Raw genomic sequence first — 20,975 nt, 5'->3', positions numbered from 1 at the left:
ATAATCCGCAAGGAGTCGTCGACGTACCAGTGTATTGCCTGCGTCTGCTAAAGAGTGGGTCGACGCCCAACACGGATTATTTAGAAGCAACGTACCTCGCTCCTGCATTGCTGGATTCCTTCACCGACGAAGTCTGAATCAGATCAGATCAGATCAGATCGTGAGCAAAATCGCGAGTTCCCTCAGCATGTCCCCACGAGTACGCCGTACAGACACGATGCTTTTTGCCTCCTTTTTGGCGAAACAAAAAGGAGGGAGAAAGAATAAATAGATTGCTTCGTGAAACTCGCAATGACGACCGAGGATATCGATTACACCATGAACTTGCAATGACAACTCAGGCCCATAAATCTCCTATGCACCCAAAATTGAGCATCATTATTGTCAGTTGGAACGTTAAACAGGCGCTGCAGAGTAATCTGGAGCGACTGTTGACGTTGCGCGATGAGATCTCTTTTGAGGTATTGGTGATCGATAATGCATCCTCCGACGGTACAACACGAATGGTGCGCGAACAATTTCCTTGGGTGCAATTGGTGATCAATGATTGGAATGCGGGATTCGGGTTTGCGTGCAATCAGGGACTTCGTTATGCAAAAGGAGAGGTTCTACTCTTGTTGAATCCTGACATGCTGGTGGGGACGGGAACACTCGCGCGAACGTATCAAGAACTCATGGAGCAGAAACGGGTGGGTGTGCTCGGTGTCAAATTGCGGCAAGGAGACACGTACGTCTCGTCCGTCAGACGTGATCCTACATGGAAGGATCAACTTGCTATTGCGCTCAAACTCTCCCATTTGCACGTGCAATTGCCGTCTGTGGATCGTTACCTGCGTACAGATATGGAGTACGGAAAAACACAGGATGTAGAGCAGGTGCGTGGCTCGTATTTTGCCTTCCGACGTGAGGTTATGGATGTGGTGGGATTGTTTGACGAGCGATTTTTTTTGTGGTTTGAGGAGGTGGATTATTGCAAGCGTGTGCGAGAGGTGGGATATACGGTGCGTTTTTTGGCGGATGTATCGTGTACGGATTTGGTGGGACAGAGTTTTAAACAGGTGTCGACCGCAAAAAAACAAGCCATTCTTTTACGATCCATGGCACAGTATTTTGGAAAACATGGGAGTTGGTGGCAGGCAGCAATCTTTTGGATCGTGCGTCCCTTTGCCTATTTGGCGGGAGCTGTCTATGATTTAGTCAAGAACGCAGCATGACACTCGCTCTACAACTGGTCACCTATAACAGCTCGGTATACTTGCCGTTTTTATTCGATTCGCTTGCACAACAGACGGATCAAGACTGGACGCTTTTTATTTTGGATAATAGCAACAGGGAAGAGCGGGGCAAGACGCGATCCCTTGTGGAGACGTATGACAAACGGTTATCGATCCGCTATGAAGAATCAGCAAAGAACATTGGATTTGCAGGCGGACATCAACGATTGTTTACCGAACATGATGCAGAGTTGATTCAGCTCGTGAATCCTGATGTCATCTTGGACCCAGACTCTATTGCCACATTACGACGTGCGTTTGAATCCTGGGAGGAGCTTGGATCGGCCACGGGGGCGATTTTTCGGTGGGAATGGAAGGGAGGTCAACCAAATAAGACCCAAGACGTTGATTCTCTCGGGCTCCATGTTGCGCCAAGTGGAAAGGTCACGGACCTTACGGGCGGGCAGGATGGATCCGTACCAGATGAAATGCGGCAGGTGTTTGGTGTGTCTGGATGTTTACCAATGGTGCGTCGCGCGGCGGTGGAGCAGGCGAGTTGCGATGGCCACCTCTTTGATCCACTCTATGTGATCTATAAGGAGGATGTGGATTTGGCCTATCGACTTTACGCAGGTGGATGGATTGCTGCACTCGTTCCACAAGCGAAGGCGTATCATTATCGTGCGTTTAAGCCTTCATGGTTGCATCGTGACGCCTCGCGATTTTTGCAGTTTTATTCGTATCGCAATCATCTGTGGAATACGATCGTTTATACCTCGTGGCGGGAAGGGCTGCTGCGTAGTTGGGCGCTTGTCCCGTTTGAGCTGGCGAAGTTCTTCTTTTTGCTCGCCTTTCATCCATCCATCGTGCGTGATACGATCCGGGACACCAGACAGCACTGGGCACATTTGATCAACAAACGCATGTTTTATGCCCACACAAACCGTTGATATTGCCATCGTCATGGTGACGTATAATGGGATTCATCCAGAGTGTCTCTCTACGTTACGCATAGCTATGCAGCACACACGCCACTCAACGGCGTTGATTGTGGTTGATAACGCGTCTTCTGATTTTGATGCCTATGCGTATGTAAAAAACCAGATTCCGGAGGCACACGTGGTGTTACGGAACCACAACAGTGGATTTGGACGCGCGTCTAATCGTGGGGCCTCTGAGGTGCATGCACGATCTTATTTCTTTTTAAATCCTGATACCAAACTCATGGATGTACGGGTGCTGGATACATTATCTGATGTATTACAGGCGCATCCTCAAGTGGGTATCGCGGCACCGCGCGTGCGTTATATGGATGGATCCCATCAGCAAACCGCACGACGGTTTCCAGAATGGTACATGCCATTTGTGCAACGCACGCGGTTTGCCAACACACAACAGGGACAGCGTTACCGTGATCAATTTTTGTTGCAAGGAGTCGACCCGGATAAACGTCGGCTCGTGGATTGGGTTCAGGGATCAGCTTTTTTGATTGATGGAGCCCTGTTTCGAGAGATCGGTGGGTTTGATGATCGCTACTTTATGTATTTTGAGGATGTGGATTTATGTCGCGCATGTTGGGACAAGGGTCGTGCGGTGTATTATGTTCCGGAGGCTGAGGTACATCATGTCTATGGTCAGGGGTCTGCGAAAGAAAAAACGGTGGCAAAAAATTTGTTTCAAAATAAATTAGCTCGCGTGCACGTAGATAGTTGGGTCAAGTACTTGCTCAAATGGGGAACGCGTCGCCTATGATGCCAAAAATTGCTATTCAATACGTGGCCTATTGGTCTCCAGAGGCAGCAAACGATATTGACGCCTGTATGGAATCACTGAGACAACTTGATTACGATCGTGATCAAGTCTGTTTGATTGTGGTAGATAATCCTTCGGTTCATGGAATGGCACGCACGCAAATGGAGGTGCGGTGGTTTGCGGACGATCGATTACCAGAGTTGTTTTTTATTGATTCACCGGTGAATGATGGGTTTTCTGGTGGACATAACCGAGCGTACCAGCGCGCACAAACATGGGGAGCGGAGTACATTTACTTACTCAACCAAGACGCACGTATGCACCCGGATGCTCTTACAACGGCAGTGGCGTACGCACAAAAACATCCACAGCAGCCGATTGTGCAATCGTTAATTGTCTCCGAGCAGAACCATACGCATGTGGACTCCTATGGAAACGTGCTGCACTATTTAGGGTTTGGGTATCAAGATCCCGATCTTACGAGTGGGCGACCGCATTTTTATGGGTCTGGTGCAGGGTTGTTGATTCGCACAAACGTGATTGAGGAGATTGGTGGGCTGTTTGAGACGTGGTACTTTATGTATCATGAGGACGTAGATTTGTCGTGGCGTGCACGGTTGGCGGGTTATACGATTGGGGTGGCACATGATTCGATCGTCTATCATCGCTATGAATTTTCTCGAAGCATTACGAAATTTTATTGGATGGAGCGCAATCGTTGGATTACACAGCTGACGCATTTGCAGTGGTCGACGTTTTTTTGGATGTTGCCCATGGCGATCACAATGGAACTGGGAACACTCTTGTTTGCAATTAAGGGTGGGTGGTTTACAACCAAGTTGCAGGTGTACGGATATTTTTTGCAGGCAAAAAACTGGCAACAACTCTTAGAGAGACGTGCACAAATTCAATCGCGTCGCTCCGTTGGGGACGTAGAGATTGTGCGTGTCATGGCGCCGACCATCGAGGCACAACAAACGGCAAGTTGGCTTTTGGATACAATAGTCAATCCCGTTCTGGCCGCTTACTATCGGTTTTTGCTTTTTGTGATCCGACGGTAATTGAATGCACAAGAGACAAAAAAAGAAACCACCATGTGGGCGGTGTTGTTGTCTAAGGATTTCGTCCTGTCCATTGCAGTTCATTTCTGCTCCCTGCTCGTACCCTTTTGAAACAGGATGTGATCAAGGTTTAAGAAACGTAACGGTCAAACAAAAGACGAACATTACTTTTTAAACAGCAATCGTTGATACAAGCCTGTGTCGATACCGTCGTTACCCACAAAATAGAGAATGTTTCCTTGGGGATGGGCAAAGAACGTGTAAATATGCTTCATGGTGACAAGCGTTGTGACGCGTCTGTTGTCCCGGTCGTCTAGTTCGATCGCGCGCAATTCTGTGTCCGTGGCGTAAAACAAGTAACCACCATCTGGATGCCAAATTACATTATGAATACGTTCGCTGATACGTGTAATGAGCGTGGTCTGATGCCGCGCGGGTTCGTAAATTGAGATAGAAAATTCTGTTGCAAATGCAAGGGCATCTTGCCTCACCCAGTCTACAAAGAGCGCATCTTCTTGCAAGAGCAGCGGTTGCTGTGTGTCTGCCGTCGTGAGTAACGAGATACGATGATGTGCTGTGTCTTGCACGAGAATATAGGGGCCACGTTCGTCTAGAACTGTATAGGTACCAAATGGAAGACGCGCGAGAACGGTCCCGTTCACAAGAAGATCAACGGAGTCAGTGTTTTTTTGAAACGTTACGCGCGTATGACTGACTTGAGACACCAGTTGACCAGTGGAAGTGACGTAATGATTGCCTGCTGTTTGTTTAATCTCCAATGTCTCTGAGTCGATCCAAGAAAGCGCAAGATGTTCATCTCGCTCCACGCGGTAAACCAGCCGTGACGCAGGTTTGGCGAGTGTGGAGATCCAAACCTCTGTCCAACCAGCTTGATGATCCGCCCATGCGACGTGCGCGCCGGTTGCAGACCAAGCAATGGTTTGCATATCCTCTTGGATAACAAGTTGTGGATTTGTATCTAAAAATAAGATGACGTTGTCAATAAACGTGGTTTCTCCTTCTTTAATGCTGAGTCGTTTTTCCCAAGAGAGATGACCAGGTAATGCAAGTTCAATTAAATACTCTGCGGGCTTAAGCGTTTTAATAATGGTGGGTGTCTTGTCCTTATAGGGTTTTCCTCCTAGGTTGACGGTTGCATTTTTTGGAGTCGTAGCGACAAAGAGTGTTCCTGTACGGATGACACCCTGCTGTGGGCTCCATCTATAGCCTGCCGTATAGAGAACGACGAGTGGTGCACTGACAAAAAAGAGTGCAATAAAGAGCGCAAAAATCACCTGTTGGATGCGACGGTTATTCATGTGTGTCCATTCTATCAAATTCTGAGGATTGTGTGGTGGAAATAAGAATTACTTCAGGTGAATCTTTAAAGACGTGGTATACTGCGCTCACATATGTTTCAAGAAAAACGTCAAAAAACCCTTCGATGGCCTTTATGGCTCATGACAACGGTCGCGGTTGGGATCGCGCTTACGAGTTTATTGGGAGGAATTTTTATTGGTCGCGAGGCTTTGCCTCCAAGATCGGTTACGTTAGAGGATGGACGCGTAATCGGCGCCGGAGAAATTGCACGCATTGCAGAAGATGTGGATTTTCAGTTGTTCTGGGACGTGTGGCAACAAGTACAGGAGGATTACGTATACGGTCCGGTTGCGGAAAAAGATTTGTTTTATGGTGCCTTGCACGGACTCGTTGCTGGGTTAGGGGATCCTTACACAACGTTCTTTGACCCAAAAGCCGCAAACAGCTTCCAGACAAGTTTATCTGGTCAGTTTGAGGGGATCGGCGCCGAGATTGGCTTGCGCGAGGGTCAACTTGTGATCGTTTCTCCGTTACGTGATTCACCGGCACAACTTGCAGGTATCGCGGCAGGAGACGCAATTTATTTGATCGATGAAACAGAAACCGCAGGGTTAAGTATAGAGGACGCGGTTGCGTTGATTCGCGGTCCAAAAGGAACAACGGTAACACTTACGGTGGTACATGAAGGAGCAAATGCATCTGTAGAGGTTCCTATCCACCGTGCGATTATTGAATTAAGTTCTGTAGAATGGTCCGTCCGAGAAGACGGGATTGCGGTTATAGACATTTTTGCTTTCAACGAAGACACCGCACGTCGATTTAACGATGCTGTGGTAGATGTTTTGTCTAAGGGCGCAACAGGACTTGTGATCGACATGCGGAACAACCCAGGTGGATTTTTGGATCAGGCAGTCGTGATTGCTGGTGAGTGGGTCGGGAATAACACCGTGGTGATCGAACGCGGAGAAGATGGTGTTATGAAGGATATCGAGGCACAGGGCGTCGCTCGATTAAAAGACATTCCAACTGTGGTGATTGTAAACGAGGGGAGTGCGTCGGCAACGGAGATTGTAGCAGGAGCGTTACAAGACTATGCGTCGGCGATCATTATTGGGGCACAGACGTTTGGAAAAGGTTCCGTGCAAGAATATCGTGAGTTGTCCGATGGATCGGCGCTCAAGATCACAATTGCAGAATGGCTCACGCCGCAAGGACGTTCAATCAACAAGCAAGGAATCACTCCAGATGAGGAGGTTACGTTCACGGAAGAAGATTTAGCAGAAGGTATCGATACACAGTTTGAGCGTGCACTTTCCATTTTGAACGAAGAACATGGAGAGTAGGTTGGTTCATAGAGATTATTGTTGAACCCTATGGCTATTCGCCAAGAAGTTTCATCAGGAGGAATTATCTATAAAGTAACCAAGCGAGGCGTAGATGTGGCCTTTGTGCGTGATTCTGTTGGAAAAATGACCTTCCCAAAAGGGCATGTAGAAAAAGGGGAAAGTATTGAGCAGACCGCGCGGCGCGAAGTGTATGAAGAGACCGGACTGAAGGGACTTCGTCTTGTTCGCAAGCTTGGAAATATTCAAATTACGTTTGAAGATAGATACGTACGCAAAGGAGATACCATTAAAAAAGATATCCATTACTTTTTGTTTGAGGCACCCGAGAACGCGAGGTTTAAGCGTGTACAAGTCGCGACCAAACAAGGAGAGAAGATTCGTGGGCGCAAGTGGGCGCCGTTGCGAGATGTTAAGCAGTGGTCGGAATACGAGGACATGGAGTTTATTGTAGAAAAAGCGGTGGGACTCATTGCTCGGCAAGTGCGCCGACGCAATAAACGCGATCCGTTTAAAGTAAAAGTCGAGCCGGGCCAGCCAGCGCCAGGGCAAATAAAACCGCCCACACAGCGTGCGCGGAGTCGTAATCGGCGAGACCGGCGCATACGTCATTCATGAAGCATCTTCATCAGATGTCGGATGGCTTTTTTCTGCTCTTTCGTGGTGCAAGAGTCATGGTTGAAATTCCGGGTGCGTGGTGGCTTTTAACGATCCCCATTTTGTTCAACGTGGGAATTTTTGTTGCAATGATTCTGATCGGGTGGCAGTGGATTGCACCAATCGTAGCGGGATTTCTTGGAGCGTCATTTGAATCCTTTTGGCTTGTGTTGTTGATGTGGATCGTATACCTCTTGTTCTTTTTTCTTGTCCTTTTGGGGTATGCCTTTTTCTTTTCTCTTATCGCTGAGGTGGTTGGCTCGCCGTTTTATGAGGAACTTGGTGCTCGTCTGGAAAAGCAACACAATCAGGTGATCATTGAACGGCCCTGGTATAAGGAAATATTGTTTACAATCACGCAGGAATCTCGGAAGGCAGTTTTGCTTGGAGTTGTTGTGATGATTGGATTCCTATTGCAGTTTTTGCCAGTAGTGGGGCAGGTGCTCAGTGGTGTTTTGGGATTTGGTGTGCTTTTGGTTACTTCTGGCGGGGATGCTGTGAGTCCGGCGCTTGCACGACGTGGATTGATGTTGGGTGATAGGCGTAGGTGGGTTGTAAAACATTTGGGTCCAGTTTTGGGACTGGGAACCGCTAAAGCGCTCGGCCTTTTGATCCCGTTTTTCAATATCTTTGTACTGCCTATGTCTGCGGCGGCAGGAACGCTCTTGGTGCAGAAATACAATTCTTCCTCAGACGCATAACAGTATTTTCGCTATGTGGGTTGGATGTGTTAAGATAAAGTCATTGTAAACAACACACCTATGAAAGTAATATTACTAAAAGATGTAAAGGGGAAAGGGTACAAGGGCGACGTTGTGGACGTGAGCGATGGGTATGCGCAAAACTTCCTCTATCCACAGGCGTTGGGCGTCCCGGCAACCAAAGAGGCGTTGCTGAAAATCCAGGCGCAGGAGAAGCGCGTAGAGCGTGAGTCAGTGAAGGCGGACGATCAAGCACGCAAAGCTGTGGCAGAACTCGATGGAACCACGCTCACCCTTGCCGTAAAAGCCAATGATGACGGCACGCTGTATGCGGCTGTATCGGAAAAAGACGTTGTAAAAGCGGCACAGGAGCAGGGAGTAAAACTCAAGCCAAAGCGAGTGGTCTTTACGGCGCCTATCAAGGAAACCGGCTCGTTTACTGTTGTCGCCGAGTTTTTGGGTGGATACGAGGCAGAACTCTCTATTATCGTGGAGGCAAAATAAGAGGCCCTCATTCATCCATACTTCTTATCGCAGGAGAAAGGCCGGTAAAAGGGCTTTTTTCCTTTAAAACGGCCTGGTTTTGAACGAGATATTGACGATTTTTCTTGTTTCGGCTATACTCTCGTCACCGTACGGAATCGGCATTGCGCCGTCCTCCGTCCTTAATACGTAATATTGGTCCACTATGGCACACAAAAAGGCCGGTGGTTCTTCCCGACTTGGACGTGATTCAGAGGCAAAGCGTCTCGGAACAAAGCGTTCTGACGGACAAGCTGTCAATGCCGGAGAAATCTTGGTCCGCCAACGTGGAACAAAGATTCACCCAGGTAAGAATGTTCGCCGCGGCGCTGACGATACGTTGTACGCAGCCGTTGCGGGAGCCGTGAAGTTCACCACACGCATGAAACCAAACTTTATTGGGATCTTGCGTTCACGAACCTTTGTTAACATTGTTCCTGCAGAGTAAAAAATGACCGTCGTAAGGCGGTTGTTTTTTTGTTTAAAACACGCTATTCTCTGTGCATGTTGCAGACGCTTGAGAATAAAATTGAGGAGGTGTTAGAAACGATCCGTCCTCGTCTTGCGCTTCATGCGGGCAACGTGGAATTTCTTGGATTTAATACAGAAACAGGGGAGGTACAGGTGTCGCTTACCGGCACATGTCGTGGCTGTCCTTTGTCCGAGATGACGCTCAAAATGGGCATTGAAGTTTTGTTAAAAGAGCAGGTACCGGAGGTGCGCTGCGTGACCAATATCTATGAACATCCGTAGTCTTTTGCAGGTTCTTGCTCCGCGTAAGGAAAGACGCTTGGTATTTTTGCTCTCACTTCTCGTTCTACTTGTTACATGGGTTATCCCGCTATGGTTCCTACGAGACGTCGTGCCCTCGGGAGAGTTGCTTCCCTTGCATTATAATGTGCACTTGGGCGTTGACTATGCAGGACCTTGGTATGCGTCCTTGTTTTTCCCTGCATTTGCGACGATCGTTTTGATTGTCAATACCGGTCTTGCTATCTGGATGCGTAAATATTCACCGCTTCTGGCAAATACCTTGTCTGTTGCGGCACTGTTTATTGGTTTGTTTACGGCGCTTGCGCTCTTTTTTGTCCTTGTTCTTAATGCCTAGTATGGAGTCATTTCAAGTAATTCGTTTGATTCTTCTTGCAGCTCTCACATTTGTGGTGGCCATCGCCTGGACGCCGTTGTTAACCAACGTGTTGTATCGCCTCAAAATTGGGAAAACAATTCGCACGGCTTCCATAACGCCGATCTTTGCAAAACTTCATGCAAAGAAAGCAGGAACGCCTACTATGGGAGGTGTGCTTATTTGGGGAACGGTCCTTGCCGTCTCGTCTGTATTATTGATTGTACGACTCGTAGCGCCCGATTCGCTGGTGGGACATTTGAGTTTTTTGACGCGTTCGCAAACATTGTTGCCATTGGGAGCTTTTGTAGCTTCTGCTCTTGTTGGATTGGTGGATGATTGGATGAACGTCAAAAAGATTGGTCCTCATGGCGGTGGTTTAAGTATGAAGTATCGTCTTGGGATCTATACGATTATTGCCGCTATTGGGTCTTGGTGGTTTTATACAAAATTAGATTGGGATTTGTTTCACGTTCCGTTTGTAGGAGATTTTGCTGTCGGTTGGTGGTATATCCCCATTTTTATTTTTGTGATCGTTGCGACGTCATTCTCTGTGAATGAGACTGATGGACTGGACGGACTTGCCGGGGGAACGCTTATGACATCGTTTGGCGCCTATGGGGCTATTGCACTTGCGCAGGGTCGATTTGAGTTGGCGGCATTTTGTATCGCGATCGTTGGAGCTCTTCTAGCTTTTCTGTGGTTTAACATTTATCCTGCACGATTTTTTATGGGAGACACAGGGTCTATGGCACTTGGCGTAACGTTGGGCGTGGTTGCGATGCTTACAAATATGGCGTTGCTCTTGCCGTTGATTGGTATCGTTTTGGTACTGGAGTCGTTATCGGTTATTGTGCAACTGACCTCTAAGAAACTACGCAAAGGCAAAAAGATTTTCTTATCAACACCCATACATCATCATTTTGAGGCTATTGGTTGGCCAGAACCCAAGATTGTCATGCGCGCTTGGGTTATCTCCATCGTAGCGTCGACACTAGGAGTAGCCGTTGCGCTCTTGGACATGGGGTTATTTTAAAGCATGCTAAAGCCTAAGCACGCGATAGACTACCGTTTATTGGCACTCGTGGGCGGGTTGCTCTTGTTTGGTCTGGCGATGCTTATGAGTGCATCGGGTCCGCTGGGGTTTGAACGATTTGGCGATACCTATTGGTTTATAAAACATCAAGTTATTTTTGGTGTGCTACCAGGTCTTGTGGGGATGTTTGTGATGTCACGGATCCCGTTTACGTTTTGGCGTAACATGGCAGGTGCGCTACTGATCATCTCAATCGTCTTATTGATTCTTGTGTTTATTCCAGGGATTGGCGCAGATTTTGGAACGGCACATAGCTGGATTGCCATCGGGGGATTAAGTTTTCAACCAGCAGAGATTGTTAAGCTCACGTTTTTACTCTATTTGGCTGCGTGGTTTGAACGGAGAACGGACACAGGTATTAAGGATGCAAACACGGGGTTGATTCCGTTTGTGACAGTCCTGGGAATCATTATGCTGCTCATGATTCTACAGCCGGACATTGGAACGATGGCAGTGATTGTGATGATTGCCTTAACGGTCTACTTTGTAGCAGGCGCCCCGTGGCCGCACTTGTTTTTATTGGGAGGTGGAGGTGCGACACTATTCTTTTTGTTGATTCGGTTAGCTCCCTACCGAGCGGCGCGCTTTACGACGTTTTTGCACCCAGAGCTCGATCCTCAGGGGGTGGGGTATCACATTAACCAGGCGTTGTTGGCAATTGGGTCTGGTGGGTTCCTTGGACTTGGCTACGGACATTCACGTCAGAAGTTTCAATACCTCCCTGAGGTGGCGGGAGATTCGATTTTTGCCGTGATTGCAGAAGAGCTTGGTTTTGTTTTGACTGCGGCTGTAATTGTTACGTTTGCCTTCTTTGCGAGACAGATGCTCCGCATTGCGACACACGCGCCGGATAAGTTCTCACAGTTTGTGGTGGTGGGTGTTATGACGTGGATTCTCTTTCAGGCATTTGTGAACATTGGAGCTATGTTGGCATTGCTGCCGATTACGGGAATTCCGCTCTCGTTTATTAGCTACGGGGGAACCTCGATGGTGATGATGTTGTCCGCTATGGGAATTGTGCTTAATATCTCGTCTTATCGCACGTAGACGGTTGCTTCCTGTTTATTCAATTCGTTTCTGGTATACTCCCACTATATGAAGATTTTGCTATCCGGTGGTGGGACACTCGGTCCTGTGACGCCCTTGCTCGGTCTTGTTGAATATTGGCGAGCGCACAATAAGCTCGTGGATCTTGTTTGGGTTGGCACGGTTCATGGGCCAGAGGCTAACATGGTTACATCACAGGATGTACGGTTCATCTCCATTGCGAGCGTTAAAATCCCTCGCTATGTTTCTTTTTATTGGCTTACGATTCCGTTTAGGCTTGTGTACGCGGGTGTGGAGGCGTGGAATGTGTTAAAAGCAGAGCAACCAGATGTGATTGTAACGGCAGGAGGGTATGTGAGCGTGCCGTTAGTGATTCTTGGACGGTTTATGGGAATTCGTAGCTGGGTACATCAGCAAGATGTATTGCCGGGTCTAGCGAATAAAATCATGGCACGGTTCGCGGCGAAAATTTCTACGACATTCGATGCGAGCAAGGATGTGTTTCCAAGCAAAAAAACGGAAGTTACAGGGAATGCGGTGCGAGAAAGTATGTTACAGGGGTCGCGAGAACGTGCGTTACTTAAGTTTGGGTTGAGTCCTGAGCGAAAGACGCTGCTTGTATTGGGTGGCGGAGGTGGAGCAATGTGGCTTAATGAGTCTGTGAGCGCAATTGCAGCGGATCTCACAAAGAAATGGCAAGTGCTCCATGTTACGGGTCGAGACAAACATCATATGGTGAACGTGTCCGACAAGTATTATGTGACGGAGCCACTTATTAACGATGGCATGGACGATGCATATGCGATTGCGGACGTTGTGCTTTGCCGTGCGGGGTTGGGGACGCTTACCGAACTTGCGGCAGTTGGGAAGCCGGCAATTGTGGTTCCAATTCCAGACTCACACCAAGAGATGAATGCGTTTCATTTGTACGAGCATCAGGCGGGGCTGATTTTAGATCAAACCGAGACAACTCCGCAGATTCTTCTTTCGTCGATTCGGACCGTTATGGATAACGAGGATGTGCAGATGCGTTTTGCGGCTAATCTTAAGCTGACGTTTCCAAAAGATGGAACCAAGAAAATTGCAGAAGGTGTGTTGAAGCTGGCAGGGGAGTCGGATGCCAAATGGTCTCGAGAACGGAAGGATCCGTCGCCGTTGGAGCGGTTTTTGGAGGAAGGCGAGGAAGGGTATACGACTGGCATGACCGAGCACTCCCAAGAGCGTGTTGAGGAAGATGTACAGCAGGAAGAACAGGGGAGCGAGCCGTTGCCACTGTCCATACAGGAGCAGGTTGCGCGTGCATTGGGAAATACCGTCGTGCATGTGGAAGAGGCTTCTGAGGAGGATTATCCGTTTGAAACAAAGGAATTGTAGGGAGTATTGCAAGAGTAGGGGTATCCCTTTACAGGGCGAGAGTTTTCTGATATCCTTGCCCCGCATGCGCCGGTAGCTCAGTTGGTAGAGCAGGGGCCTTTTAAGCCCAAGGTCGTGGGTTCGAATCCCGCCCGGCGCACCAAAGAAAGATGAGGATGATTCTCCATCTTTCTTTTTTTAAGAGAAGGGATTCGAACCAGAGGGGGCGATGGGGGAACTGGGTGTTCCCCCAAGGAGGAAACATTAAAACCGCATGGTTTTAAAGAGGCCATAGGCCGACGTGAGATTCCCGCCCGGCGCACCAAAGAAAGATGAGGATACGTCCTCGTTTTTTTATTTTTCCACACCCGCCCCCTTGACAAGCTAGAAAAATAGAGATGGTACAATGTTTGTATGAAACAAGACGATCAACAACCACTCAGTACGCAGGCGTACGACGTGCTTCGCTGCGGAGGAACGGAACCACCCTTTTCTGGCAAGTATTACGATCATCACGACAACGGAACCTACACATGCGCAGGTTGTGGGGCGACGTTATTTTCTTCTCAAAATAAGTATGATTCAGGAAGTGGATGGCCAAGTTTTGACAGGCCCATGGAAACGGACGCGGTTGTGATACGGGATGACTCTTCACAGGGGATATATCGATTGGAGGTACTGTGTAAGAATTGCGGTGGACATTTGGGTCATGTGTTCCCGGACGGTCCCGTTCAGACCACGGGTCAGAGATTTTGCATCAATTCGGCGGCACTTGGATTTACGGAAGCAGACACACAAGAAACGTAAGAGAGCGTTCGTGTTATACTTGTTGCATGCGTATCGCTTTTTTGGGTCAAAAAAGTCTTATTCTTGGCCGCACGGCCGGAGGAATCGAAACACACGTTGTGAACCTTGCAACGCGGTTGGTTTTGCGTGGACACGAGGTAACGGCCTATGCGCGTAAACGGTATAGTACAGAACATCCTACCTATTATGAGGGTGTGCGCGTGCACTATTTGCCAACGGTATATTCAAAAAATCTTGAGGCAATTATCCATACGTTCTTGGCAACCGTGGATGTCTGTTTGCGTCCTGTGGATGTCATTCATTATCACGGAGTTGGTCCTGCCTTGTTGAGTTGGATTCCGCGCTTGCTGCGACCGCACGTAACGGTGATTGCCACGTTCCATGCACAGGATCGTCTCCATCAAAAATGGGGATTGTTCGGTAGGATTGCATTACGCGCGGGTGAGTGGATGGCTTGTCGTGCACCGCATGCAACGATTACCGTGAGTCACGGATTGCAGGTGATTTGTCGTGATCGCTATCATACAGAGGCTGTCTTTATTCCAAGTGGAGCTGACAGGCAAACGATTCGCAAGCAGCATTTACTTGCAGCATTTGGTCTCAAAAAAGACGGATACCTTTTGATGGTTGGGCGGTTGTTAAAGGTAAAAGGCGTGCATCATTTAATCCAGGCGTTTCGTCGCATTAAAACAGACAAGCATCTTGTGATTGTTGGAGCACCTGCGCTCAAGGATACGTATTTAGAACAGCTAAAGGCATTAGCGGAGGGAGACACACGGATACAATTTATCGGATTTCAAACTGGAGAGACTTTGGCACAGCTGTATGCACATGCGTATTTGTATTGTCAGCCATCGGAAAGCGAAGGGTTGCCACTCACCGTTTTGGAGGCAATGGCGTTTGGAACGGCGGTATTGGTGTCCGATATTCCGGGGAATCTTGAGGCAATCCATCGCGCAGGATTTACGTTCGAGAATAAGGATGTGGATGACCTAGAGCAACAGTTACGACATCTTGTTGAAAATCCAGAGGAAATCAAGCGGGCACAACGGGACGTAAAACGGGTGATTGAAGACTATTTTGCTTGGGATCGGATTGTGGATCAGACGTTGGAGGTATATCGGTCCGTACGTCACTAACGCCACTATGAAACCGTCCTGGTATCGATTACGCACAGAAGAAGTGCACCAAAGGCTAGAAACGTCTATTTCTGGTTTGAGAATGGATGACGTACGTGCACGACAGCGTCAATATGGACCCAACCATCTTCCACAAAAACGACGTATGAGCATCGTTAGGGTGATTGGTCGCCAATTTACGAGCCCCCTCATGATGTTGCTAATTTTGGCGACGGGGGCGAGTGTTGTTATAGGAAACGAGGAAGATGCGATTGTCATTGCTATCGCCGCGTTGCTAAACGGGGTTGTGGGGTTTGTTCAAGAATGGAAGGCGGAACGGTCTGCCGAAGCGCTCTCTTCTTACGAGATTCCGCATGCACGTGTTCGTCGAGGAGGCGCGGTGTCCGATATTCTTGCGACGGAGTTGGTACCCGGAGATATTGTGTTACTTCAGGCGGGATCACGTATTCCGGCGGATGTTCGTCTAATCGAAGCGGTGGATACACAAATCGACGAGTCGCTACTCACGGGCGAATCGTTTCCGGTATCGAAGCACACGAACATATTGACTGTAAGTGCTGTTGTCGGTGATCGTGCAAATATGGCTTTTTTGGGAACGTTGATGGTTCGTGGAAGGGCAGAGGGGGTAGTGGTTGCTATTGGAAGCGAGACGCATCTAGGCGCGATCGCACAACTCGTATCTGAGACACAAGATGAGTCAACTCCTTTACAGGTTCAGCTCAAACGATTTAGTTGGATACTTGGCGTTATTGTTGTCTGCGTGGCAATGGTGTTGTTTGTGGCTGGATGGTTGCATGGAGTCCCGACGATAGAGATTCTGAGTATCGCTATTGCATTGGCTGTGGCGTCCATTCCGGAGGGGCTTCTTATCTCATTAACCGTTGTATTGGCGGTTGGAATGCAGCACATGTTAAAACGCTTTGTTTTGGTTCGTCGTCTAGTTGCGGCGGAAACGCTTGGGAGCGTGTCGGTGGTTTGTACGGACAAAACTGGAACGCTTACAGAAGGAAAAATGGCGGTTGTCCAAATTCGCACGCGGGACGGGCTCACGACGGCGTTTAAGGAGACAACGGAGGCTGTGCGATCAGCATTACTCATTGGCGCGTTGAATAACGATGCGGACGTAACAGAGGAAGCGGAGGTACGCTTGGGTCACCCTACAGAACGTGCGTTGGTAGATGTGGCGCTTGCAGCTGGGATCGCGGTCAAGGAAGCACGAGAGACGTATCGGCGTATCGCAGAGATTCCGTTTACGGAAGAACGTAAATATATGGTCACCCAACACAGGACGGACGCAGGTACGTTTGTATTTGTAAAAGGAGCACCGGAGCGTGTATTTGCCATGTGTCGCATGACGGAAGCGGATCGTCTCTATTGGACACGTCAGGCAGATGAGATGACCAAACAAGGTTTACGTGTGCTTGCGGTTGCAGAAAAGCCACAAGAAGAAACACCGACAGATGTTTTATCGAATTTTGCGTGCAAAGGGTTGATTGGCATCTCTGATCCGCTGCGTGTCAGTACGCGGGAGAGCATTCAGACGCTCAATGACGCAGGTGTGCGAATTGTTTTGATCACGGGAGACCATCCAGAAACGGCGTTAGCGATCGCGGAGGATTCGGGAATTCTTCATCGTGAGGGTGGCGTTATTCTCGGGAAGGAACTTGATTCCATGAGTGATGCTGTCTTGAAAGAGCGTGTGGCAACGTGTAACGTTTTCGCGCGTGTGGAACCACAGCATAAATTACGAATTGTTCAGGCATGGCGTGCACGTGGCGAGGTAGTTGCGATGGTTGGAGATGGTGTCAATGATGCAGCGGCAATGAAGGCTTCGGATATCGGTGTGTCTGTTGGATCGGGAACAGACGTTGCACGAGAAACCTCAGATATGGTCCTTTTAAACAATGATTTGTCCTCTATTACGGCTGCCGTGTATGAAGGACGTGTTATTTTTGATAATATCCGTAAGATCATTGTGTATCTGGTTGCGGATAGTTTTAGTGAGGTGATTTTAATTAGTGGAACAATTTTACTCGGTTTGCCGTTGCCGATTTTGGCCGTTCAAATTTTGTGGATCAACTTAGTGACAGATGGTCTTCCGGGTCTTGCGCTCACCATGGAACCGGCCGAATCAGACGTTATGCAACGTCCTCCACGCAAACGAGATACGCCGGTTGTCAATACGGAGATGAAAGTGTTAATCTTCCTTATCGGAGTCCTTACAGATGTTGGATTATTGGTCATGTACATCCTTTTGCAGGCAAAGGGCATCCAAACCGATCATTTGCGAACGATTATCTTTACGGCGCTGGCAGTGGATTCGCTTCTCTACGTGTTTGCTGTGCGTAGCCTGCGACGATCAATTTTCCGCATGAACCCCTTTACAAACCGATGGTTGGTAGGCGCAGTGTTGATTGGTCTTGTGACACAGGCGGCCGTTGTATACGTTCCTGGACTTCAGGCAATTTTCCGTACGATCGGACTCTCAGCTGCGGACTGGGGGCTGGTGGGTTTGTTGGCTATGATTAAACTTATTGCTATCGAGGTAGGTAAAGAAGGGTATCTCCTTATCAAAAAACATGCACATGCTTCATAGAATAAAAAAATGGATCCCGGTGTCTTTGTTACGGCCGTATCACTATGTCTTGGCGCAAGGAGCGGCTTTTGTGTACCGTTATCCATCAAAACACATGCATGTGATTGGGGTCACGGGGACCAATGGAAAATCGAGTACGACACAGCTTATTGGCCAATTACTCATGACCTTGGGAGAAACAGTCGGATGGACCACGACAGACTCATTTCGCATTGGAGATCGATTAATTGCGAATGATAAAAAGATGACCATGCTTGGTCGGACACAAACACAAAAGATGCTACGAGCGATGGTGCAAGCGGGGTGTACCTATGCAATTGTGGAGGTTTCTTCACAAGGAATCGATCAATTTCGCCACGTGGGCATTCAATTTGATACAGCGGTCTTTACAAATCTCACACCTGAGCATTTGGAAGCACATGGGGGATTTGAAAAATATAAACGGGCAAAACGGAAATTATTTGAAGCGGTCGCGTCGGCCCCACATAAAACACTCCATGGGAAGCGTCTCGTTAAGTCTATTGTCGTGAATTTAAATGATGTGCATGCCAAAGAAATGGCGGCGGTGGATGTAGACCGTGTGGTTGGGTTCGCACGCCAAGACAAGCAGGTGTTTGATATACGCGTGGACGATGTGATCGAAGCGTCCGCTGTTACAGAGAATAAAATGGGTACAAAAGCACGTGTACGTGGAGGCGATGTCTCCATTCCGTTACTGGGTGCGTATTATTTTGAGAATAGTTTGGCAGCGATTACTACGGTTGTTTCCCTAGGATTCCCACTCATCGATGTGCTACAGGTGGCGGAGCGGCTCCAACCTATTCCTGGTCGCTTAGAGCGATTCGTTTACGATGGAGCCGATGTGATTGTAGATTATGCTCCAGAACCTTATGCGCTCATGGCGTTATACGAGGCCGTGTCCTTACTACGCCCTAAACGTATTATTCATGTTACTGGATCGACTGGAGGCGGTCGGGATGTGGCCCGTCGTGCACAAATTGGCCTACTCGCAAGTCAAAAGGACACGATCGTTATTGTGACGAATGAGGATCCCTACGATGACGATCCAATGCACATTATTCAAGATGTTGCCCAAGGTGCACGAGACGGAGGTATGCGAGAAGGAGAGACGCTGTTTTGTCTGGTGGATCGTAAGGAGGCGATTCAACAAGCGATCGATTTATCTCAGCCGGGAGATGTTGTGTTAATTACAGGAAAAGGATCAGAACCCGTCATGGCTGTGGCGGGAGGCAAGAAGATCCCGTGGGACGACAGAGAGGCTGTTCGTATGGCAATTGCGTATGCGGGGCGTACAGCTTAGGGAGGGAGAACAAATTGTGCATGTGGAATACGCGTCGTTGCTGCCGCGGATTCCTTGGCTTCTTGTCGGTCTTTTTCTCACGATTACGCCGTTCTTCTTCTTTTTCCCTTTTTTTTCCTTTGGAGTTGCAGGTTTAATTCCGTTGCTGCTTGTAGTGTGTTTGGGTTTAGGTGTTATTATACGTACAACCATTCGATGGCGAGGGACGGTCTGTGTGCTAACAAATGTACGTATTTTTTCTCTTCAACAGCGCGGATTTATGGATCGACGTGTGAATAGTGCTGCATTGGAGACGATTCAAGATGCCGGACATCGCCGTTATGGTACGATTGGGTCCTTGTTCTCCCTGGGTTCTGTGCGCGTATTGTTTCGAGGAGTTGCTCCGACAATGCATTTTGATCGTATCCGTCGCCCAGAGGTTTTACATGCGATTATTGTAGAGCTTTCTGGTGCGACCCGAGGTGCACCTTCTTCGCGACAAACAACGTTTGAACGAGTTCATCTTGATTCCCAACCGTCATGAAACACCAACCCTTTCAAGCTGTTCGACACGTGCTCCAGTATCGATTGTTTTTTGTTATTAACGGGATTTTATTTGTCCTTATTGCGTTGAGTTTTGGTCGTGAGTTTGTTCGCAGTGCATCGATTCAACGGGAGATTTCTGCATTGCAAGACGAGAAGCAGTCGCTAGAAGAACGCAATCAGTCGTTGAAGGACTACCAGGAGTACCTTTCCACCGAATCTTTTTTAGAAAAGGAAGCGCGAGAAAAATTTGGCTTGCAGCGTCCTGGGGAAACACAGGTGTTTATTGGAGGGGAACTTCTTGGAGGTGACGAAGAGGCAAAACGTGGGATTGCGTCTGTGCAAGATGGTACGCGTTTGCAACAGTGGGCTTGGTATTTCTTTGATCCAGAACAATATGACCGCAAAGAAGCGAGTTGATCGCGTGGGCCCAGAACCAATACCTGAGCATCTTTACGCTTCTCGTCAATTGCCCGTGCGCCGTGTCCTGCTTATTGGGGGCCGTCTTTTTGTTGTCTTGCTTGTTGTCTGTACGTTAATTGGGCTGTTTGTGATGTCGCTCTACCAATTACCGATAGGGGGTTCGCTCTTGCGTTCCATTGGTACGGTTTTACCGGTTCCGGCGATTCGTGTGAATTCGACCAATATTTCGTATCGTGCGTATCAAACCGTGCTTGATGGATGGTCGGAACTCTATCAACAAAAAGGAGCAACGGATGACACAAACAAAGATGCTCTGAAGGAACGGATTACGGAGCGTATGATTCAAGAAGTGTTATTGATCGATTTAGCAGAAGAACTGCATCTACGTGTGCAACAAACGGATGTTGAGAGCGTACGTCGCACGTTTATTGATCAATATGAAGACGAAGCACGCTATGAGGCGGCATTGTACGAACAGTTTAGATGGACACCGGAACAGTTTACACAGTTTGTGACAGAGCCGCTTGCGCGCATACGTGTTCTCGACGAAGCGATTTTACATAATGAGGAGATGCAGGATCCGCCACGAACCGTTATTGCAGGAATTCATGAGGAGATTACGCGTGACCCGGAACAATTTAGTACACTTGCGGTGCAGGTGAGTGGAAGCTTGTCGGCCATTGATGGAGGAGAACTTGGATTACGACCGCTCGATGATTATCCGACGGAGGCACAACAAGTATTGCGTACAACATCAGAGGGTGGCGTGACGGAGGTGATAGAACTCGCTGATCGGTTTATTTTTTACCGCGTGCTAGAACAGGACGCGACACAGGGAGTGACTCTTGTAAACGCACAAGAACTTTCTGTAGCAAAACGTGATGTATACGACGTATTGAATGACCGTCGCGCGAAGGCGAACGTGACGTACTACATGAAGCCGTAAAACAAAACGACCTACTGGGTAGATCGTCT

General features: G+C 48.3%; 22 protein-coding genes and 1 tRNA gene. 22 read left to right on the top strand and 1 reads right to left on the bottom strand.

The genetic code is table 11. The features are described 5' to 3' along the window. Nucleotides 1-329: 329 nt before the first annotated feature. The 4 genes from COV06_03900 to COV06_03885 are packed head-to-tail and all read left to right on the top strand — an operon-like array spanning nucleotide 330 to nucleotide 4,027. Nucleotides 330-1,214 carry a hypothetical protein gene (locus tag COV06_03900; protein ID PIR47396.1) on the top strand — a complete coding sequence of 295 codons (885 nt, stop codon included), beginning with the start codon at nucleotides 330-332 and terminating at the stop codon, nucleotides 1,212-1,214. Then, complete coding sequence (locus COV06_03895; GenBank protein ID PIR47395.1) at nucleotides 1,211-2,164, top strand: hypothetical protein; 954 nt, start codon at nucleotides 1,211-1,213, stop codon at nucleotides 2,162-2,164. Before COV06_03900 ends, COV06_03895 begins: the two co-directional genes overlap by 4 nt. After that, entirely contained in the window at nucleotides 2,145-2,966 is an 822-nt protein-coding gene (locus tag COV06_03890) for a hypothetical protein (GenBank protein ID PIR47394.1), read from the top strand. The genes COV06_03895 and COV06_03890 overlap by 20 nt, the downstream gene beginning before the upstream one ends. Beyond that, on the top strand, nucleotides 2,945-4,027 hold the full coding sequence (locus COV06_03885) for a hypothetical protein (GenBank protein PIR47393.1): 1,083 nt from the start codon (nucleotides 2,945-2,947) through the stop codon (nucleotides 4,025-4,027). Before COV06_03890 ends, COV06_03885 begins: the two co-directional genes overlap by 22 nt. A 164-nt stretch (nucleotides 4,028-4,191) precedes the next feature. Here the strand turns inward: COV06_03885 and COV06_03880 are convergent, their stop codons facing one another. After that, complete coding sequence (locus COV06_03880) at nucleotides 4,192-5,346, bottom strand: hypothetical protein (protein ID PIR47392.1); 1,155 nt, start codon at nucleotides 5,344-5,346, stop codon at nucleotides 4,192-4,194. Nucleotides 5,347-5,439: 93 nt separating this feature from the next. Between COV06_03880 and COV06_03875 the strand changes: the two genes are divergently transcribed. The 18 genes from COV06_03875 (at nucleotide 5,440) to COV06_03790 (ending at nucleotide 20,946) form a co-directional block, all read left to right on the top strand. Continuing rightward, a complete protein-coding gene (locus COV06_03875) occupies nucleotides 5,440-6,690 on the top strand; it encodes a peptidase S41 (GenBank protein ID PIR47391.1) in 1,251 nt (416 codons plus the stop codon). Between the two features lie 30 nt (nucleotides 6,691-6,720). Next, nucleotides 6,721-7,308 carry a hypothetical protein gene (locus tag COV06_03870; protein ID PIR47390.1) on the top strand — a complete coding sequence of 196 codons (588 nt, stop codon included), beginning with the start codon at nucleotides 6,721-6,723 and terminating at the stop codon, nucleotides 7,306-7,308. Then, the gene (locus tag COV06_03865; GenBank protein PIR47389.1) at nucleotides 7,305-8,048 is read left to right on the top strand and encodes a hypothetical protein; all 744 of its coding nucleotides are present in this window, start codon (nucleotides 7,305-7,307) and stop codon (nucleotides 8,046-8,048) included. Before COV06_03870 ends, COV06_03865 begins: the two co-directional genes overlap by 4 nt. A gap of 60 nt (nucleotides 8,049-8,108) precedes the next feature. Next, on the top strand, nucleotides 8,109-8,552 hold the full coding sequence (gene rplI, locus COV06_03860; protein PIR47388.1) for a 50S ribosomal protein L9: 444 nt from the start codon (nucleotides 8,109-8,111) through the stop codon (nucleotides 8,550-8,552). Between the two features lie 184 nt (nucleotides 8,553-8,736). Continuing rightward, nucleotides 8,737-9,018, top strand: coding sequence for a 50S ribosomal protein L27 (locus COV06_03855; protein ID PIR47387.1), 282 nt, complete (start codon nucleotides 8,737-8,739; stop codon nucleotides 9,016-9,018). A gap of 56 nt (nucleotides 9,019-9,074) precedes the next feature. After that, complete coding sequence (locus COV06_03850; protein ID PIR47386.1) at nucleotides 9,075-9,323, top strand: hypothetical protein; 249 nt, start codon at nucleotides 9,075-9,077, stop codon at nucleotides 9,321-9,323. Continuing rightward, entirely contained in the window at nucleotides 9,310-9,678 is a 369-nt protein-coding gene (locus COV06_03845) for a hypothetical protein (protein ID PIR47385.1), read from the top strand. Before COV06_03850 ends, COV06_03845 begins: the two co-directional genes overlap by 14 nt. After that, on the top strand, nucleotides 9,671-10,732 hold the full coding sequence (mraY, locus tag COV06_03840; GenBank protein ID PIR47384.1) for a phospho-N-acetylmuramoyl-pentapeptide-transferase: 1,062 nt from the start codon (nucleotides 9,671-9,673) through the stop codon (nucleotides 10,730-10,732). Before COV06_03845 ends, mraY begins: the two co-directional genes overlap by 8 nt. 3 nt (nucleotides 10,733-10,735) lie before the next feature. Continuing rightward, nucleotides 10,736-11,839 carry a putative lipid II flippase FtsW gene (ftsW, locus tag COV06_03835; GenBank protein ID PIR47383.1) on the top strand — a complete coding sequence of 368 codons (1,104 nt, stop codon included), beginning with the start codon at nucleotides 10,736-10,738 and terminating at the stop codon, nucleotides 11,837-11,839. Nucleotides 11,840-11,887: 48 nt separating this feature from the next. Further along, entirely contained in the window at nucleotides 11,888-13,213 is a 1,326-nt protein-coding gene (locus COV06_03830) for a hypothetical protein (protein PIR47382.1), read from the top strand. 66 nt (nucleotides 13,214-13,279) lie between these two features. Further along, nucleotides 13,280-13,355, top strand: a tRNA-Lys gene (locus COV06_03825). Between the two features lie 251 nt (nucleotides 13,356-13,606). After that, complete coding sequence (msrB, locus tag COV06_03820; protein ID PIR47381.1) at nucleotides 13,607-13,999, top strand: peptide-methionine (R)-S-oxide reductase; 393 nt, start codon at nucleotides 13,607-13,609, stop codon at nucleotides 13,997-13,999. Nucleotides 14,000-14,025: 26 nt separating this feature from the next. Further along, complete coding sequence (locus COV06_03815; protein ID PIR47380.1) at nucleotides 14,026-15,138, top strand: hypothetical protein; 1,113 nt, start codon at nucleotides 14,026-14,028, stop codon at nucleotides 15,136-15,138. Between the two features lie 7 nt (nucleotides 15,139-15,145). After that, the gene (locus COV06_03810; protein ID PIR47379.1) at nucleotides 15,146-17,734 is read left to right on the top strand and encodes an ATPase; all 2,589 of its coding nucleotides are present in this window, start codon (nucleotides 15,146-15,148) and stop codon (nucleotides 17,732-17,734) included. After that, nucleotides 17,718-19,055, top strand: coding sequence for a hypothetical protein (locus COV06_03805; protein PIR47378.1), 1,338 nt, complete (start codon nucleotides 17,718-17,720; stop codon nucleotides 19,053-19,055). Before COV06_03810 ends, COV06_03805 begins: the two co-directional genes overlap by 17 nt. Next, the gene (locus tag COV06_03800; GenBank protein PIR47377.1) at nucleotides 19,036-19,578 is read left to right on the top strand and encodes a hypothetical protein; all 543 of its coding nucleotides are present in this window, start codon (nucleotides 19,036-19,038) and stop codon (nucleotides 19,576-19,578) included. Before COV06_03805 ends, COV06_03800 begins: the two co-directional genes overlap by 20 nt. Continuing rightward, complete coding sequence (locus COV06_03795) at nucleotides 19,575-19,997, top strand: hypothetical protein (protein PIR47376.1); 423 nt, start codon at nucleotides 19,575-19,577, stop codon at nucleotides 19,995-19,997. Before COV06_03800 ends, COV06_03795 begins: the two co-directional genes overlap by 4 nt. Then, nucleotides 19,924-20,946: a hypothetical protein gene (locus COV06_03790; protein PIR47375.1), complete on the top strand. Its 1,023-nt coding sequence runs from the start codon at nucleotides 19,924-19,926 to the stop codon at nucleotides 20,944-20,946. The genes COV06_03795 and COV06_03790 overlap by 74 nt, the downstream gene beginning before the upstream one ends. The last annotated feature ends 29 nt before the right edge of the window (nucleotides 20,947-20,975 follow it).

It is taken from the genome of Candidatus Uhrbacteria bacterium CG10_big_fil_rev_8_21_14_0_10_50_16, assembly GCA_002774875.1.
Lineage (GTDB): Bacteria > Patescibacteriota > Patescibacteriia > UBA9934 > UBA11717 > UBA11717.
The sequence above is the reverse complement of the archived record's forward strand: the minus strand, read 5'-3'. Positions and strand labels throughout refer to the sequence as shown.

Bases quoted from the DNA above. Each gene is read 5' to 3' on its own strand.
- COV06_03900 (PIR47396.1), top strand. From the start codon at position 330: ATGACAACTCAGGCCCATAAATCTCCTATGCACCCAAAATTGAGCATC.
- COV06_03895 (PIR47395.1), top strand. From the start codon at position 1,211: ATGACACTCGCTCTACAACTGGTCACCTATAACAGCTCGGTATACTTG.
- COV06_03890 (PIR47394.1), top strand. From the start codon at position 2,145: ATGCCCACACAAACCGTTGATATTGCCATCGTCATGGTGACGTATAAT.
- COV06_03885 (PIR47393.1), top strand. From the start codon at position 2,945: ATGGGGAACGCGTCGCCTATGATGCCAAAAATTGCTATTCAATACGTG.
- COV06_03880 (PIR47392.1), bottom strand. From the start codon at position 5,346: ATGAATAACCGTCGCATCCAACAGGTGATTTTTGCGCTCTTTATTGCA.
- COV06_03875 (PIR47391.1), top strand. From the start codon at position 5,440: ATGTTTCAAGAAAAACGTCAAAAAACCCTTCGATGGCCTTTATGGCTC.
- COV06_03870 (PIR47390.1), top strand. From the start codon at position 6,721: ATGGCTATTCGCCAAGAAGTTTCATCAGGAGGAATTATCTATAAAGTA.
- COV06_03865 (PIR47389.1), top strand. From the start codon at position 7,305: ATGAAGCATCTTCATCAGATGTCGGATGGCTTTTTTCTGCTCTTTCGT.
- rplI (PIR47388.1), top strand. From the start codon at position 8,109: ATGAAAGTAATATTACTAAAAGATGTAAAGGGGAAAGGGTACAAGGGC.
- COV06_03855 (PIR47387.1), top strand. From the start codon at position 8,737: ATGGCACACAAAAAGGCCGGTGGTTCTTCCCGACTTGGACGTGATTCA.
- COV06_03850 (PIR47386.1), top strand. From the start codon at position 9,075: ATGTTGCAGACGCTTGAGAATAAAATTGAGGAGGTGTTAGAAACGATC.
- COV06_03845 (PIR47385.1), top strand. From the start codon at position 9,310: ATGAACATCCGTAGTCTTTTGCAGGTTCTTGCTCCGCGTAAGGAAAGA.
- mraY (PIR47384.1), top strand. From the start codon at position 9,671: ATGCCTAGTATGGAGTCATTTCAAGTAATTCGTTTGATTCTTCTTGCA.
- ftsW (PIR47383.1), top strand. From the start codon at position 10,736: ATGCTAAAGCCTAAGCACGCGATAGACTACCGTTTATTGGCACTCGTG.
- COV06_03830 (PIR47382.1), top strand. From the start codon at position 11,888: ATGAAGATTTTGCTATCCGGTGGTGGGACACTCGGTCCTGTGACGCCC.
- msrB (PIR47381.1), top strand. From the start codon at position 13,607: ATGAAACAAGACGATCAACAACCACTCAGTACGCAGGCGTACGACGTG.
- COV06_03815 (PIR47380.1), top strand. From the start codon at position 14,026: ATGCGTATCGCTTTTTTGGGTCAAAAAAGTCTTATTCTTGGCCGCACG.
- COV06_03810 (PIR47379.1), top strand. From the start codon at position 15,146: ATGAAACCGTCCTGGTATCGATTACGCACAGAAGAAGTGCACCAAAGG.
- COV06_03805 (PIR47378.1), top strand. From the start codon at position 17,718: ATGCACATGCTTCATAGAATAAAAAAATGGATCCCGGTGTCTTTGTTA.
- COV06_03800 (PIR47377.1), top strand. From the start codon at position 19,036: ATGCGGGGCGTACAGCTTAGGGAGGGAGAACAAATTGTGCATGTGGAA.
- COV06_03795 (PIR47376.1), top strand. From the start codon at position 19,575: ATGAAACACCAACCCTTTCAAGCTGTTCGACACGTGCTCCAGTATCGA.
- COV06_03790 (PIR47375.1), top strand. From the start codon at position 19,924: ATGGTACGCGTTTGCAACAGTGGGCTTGGTATTTCTTTGATCCAGAAC.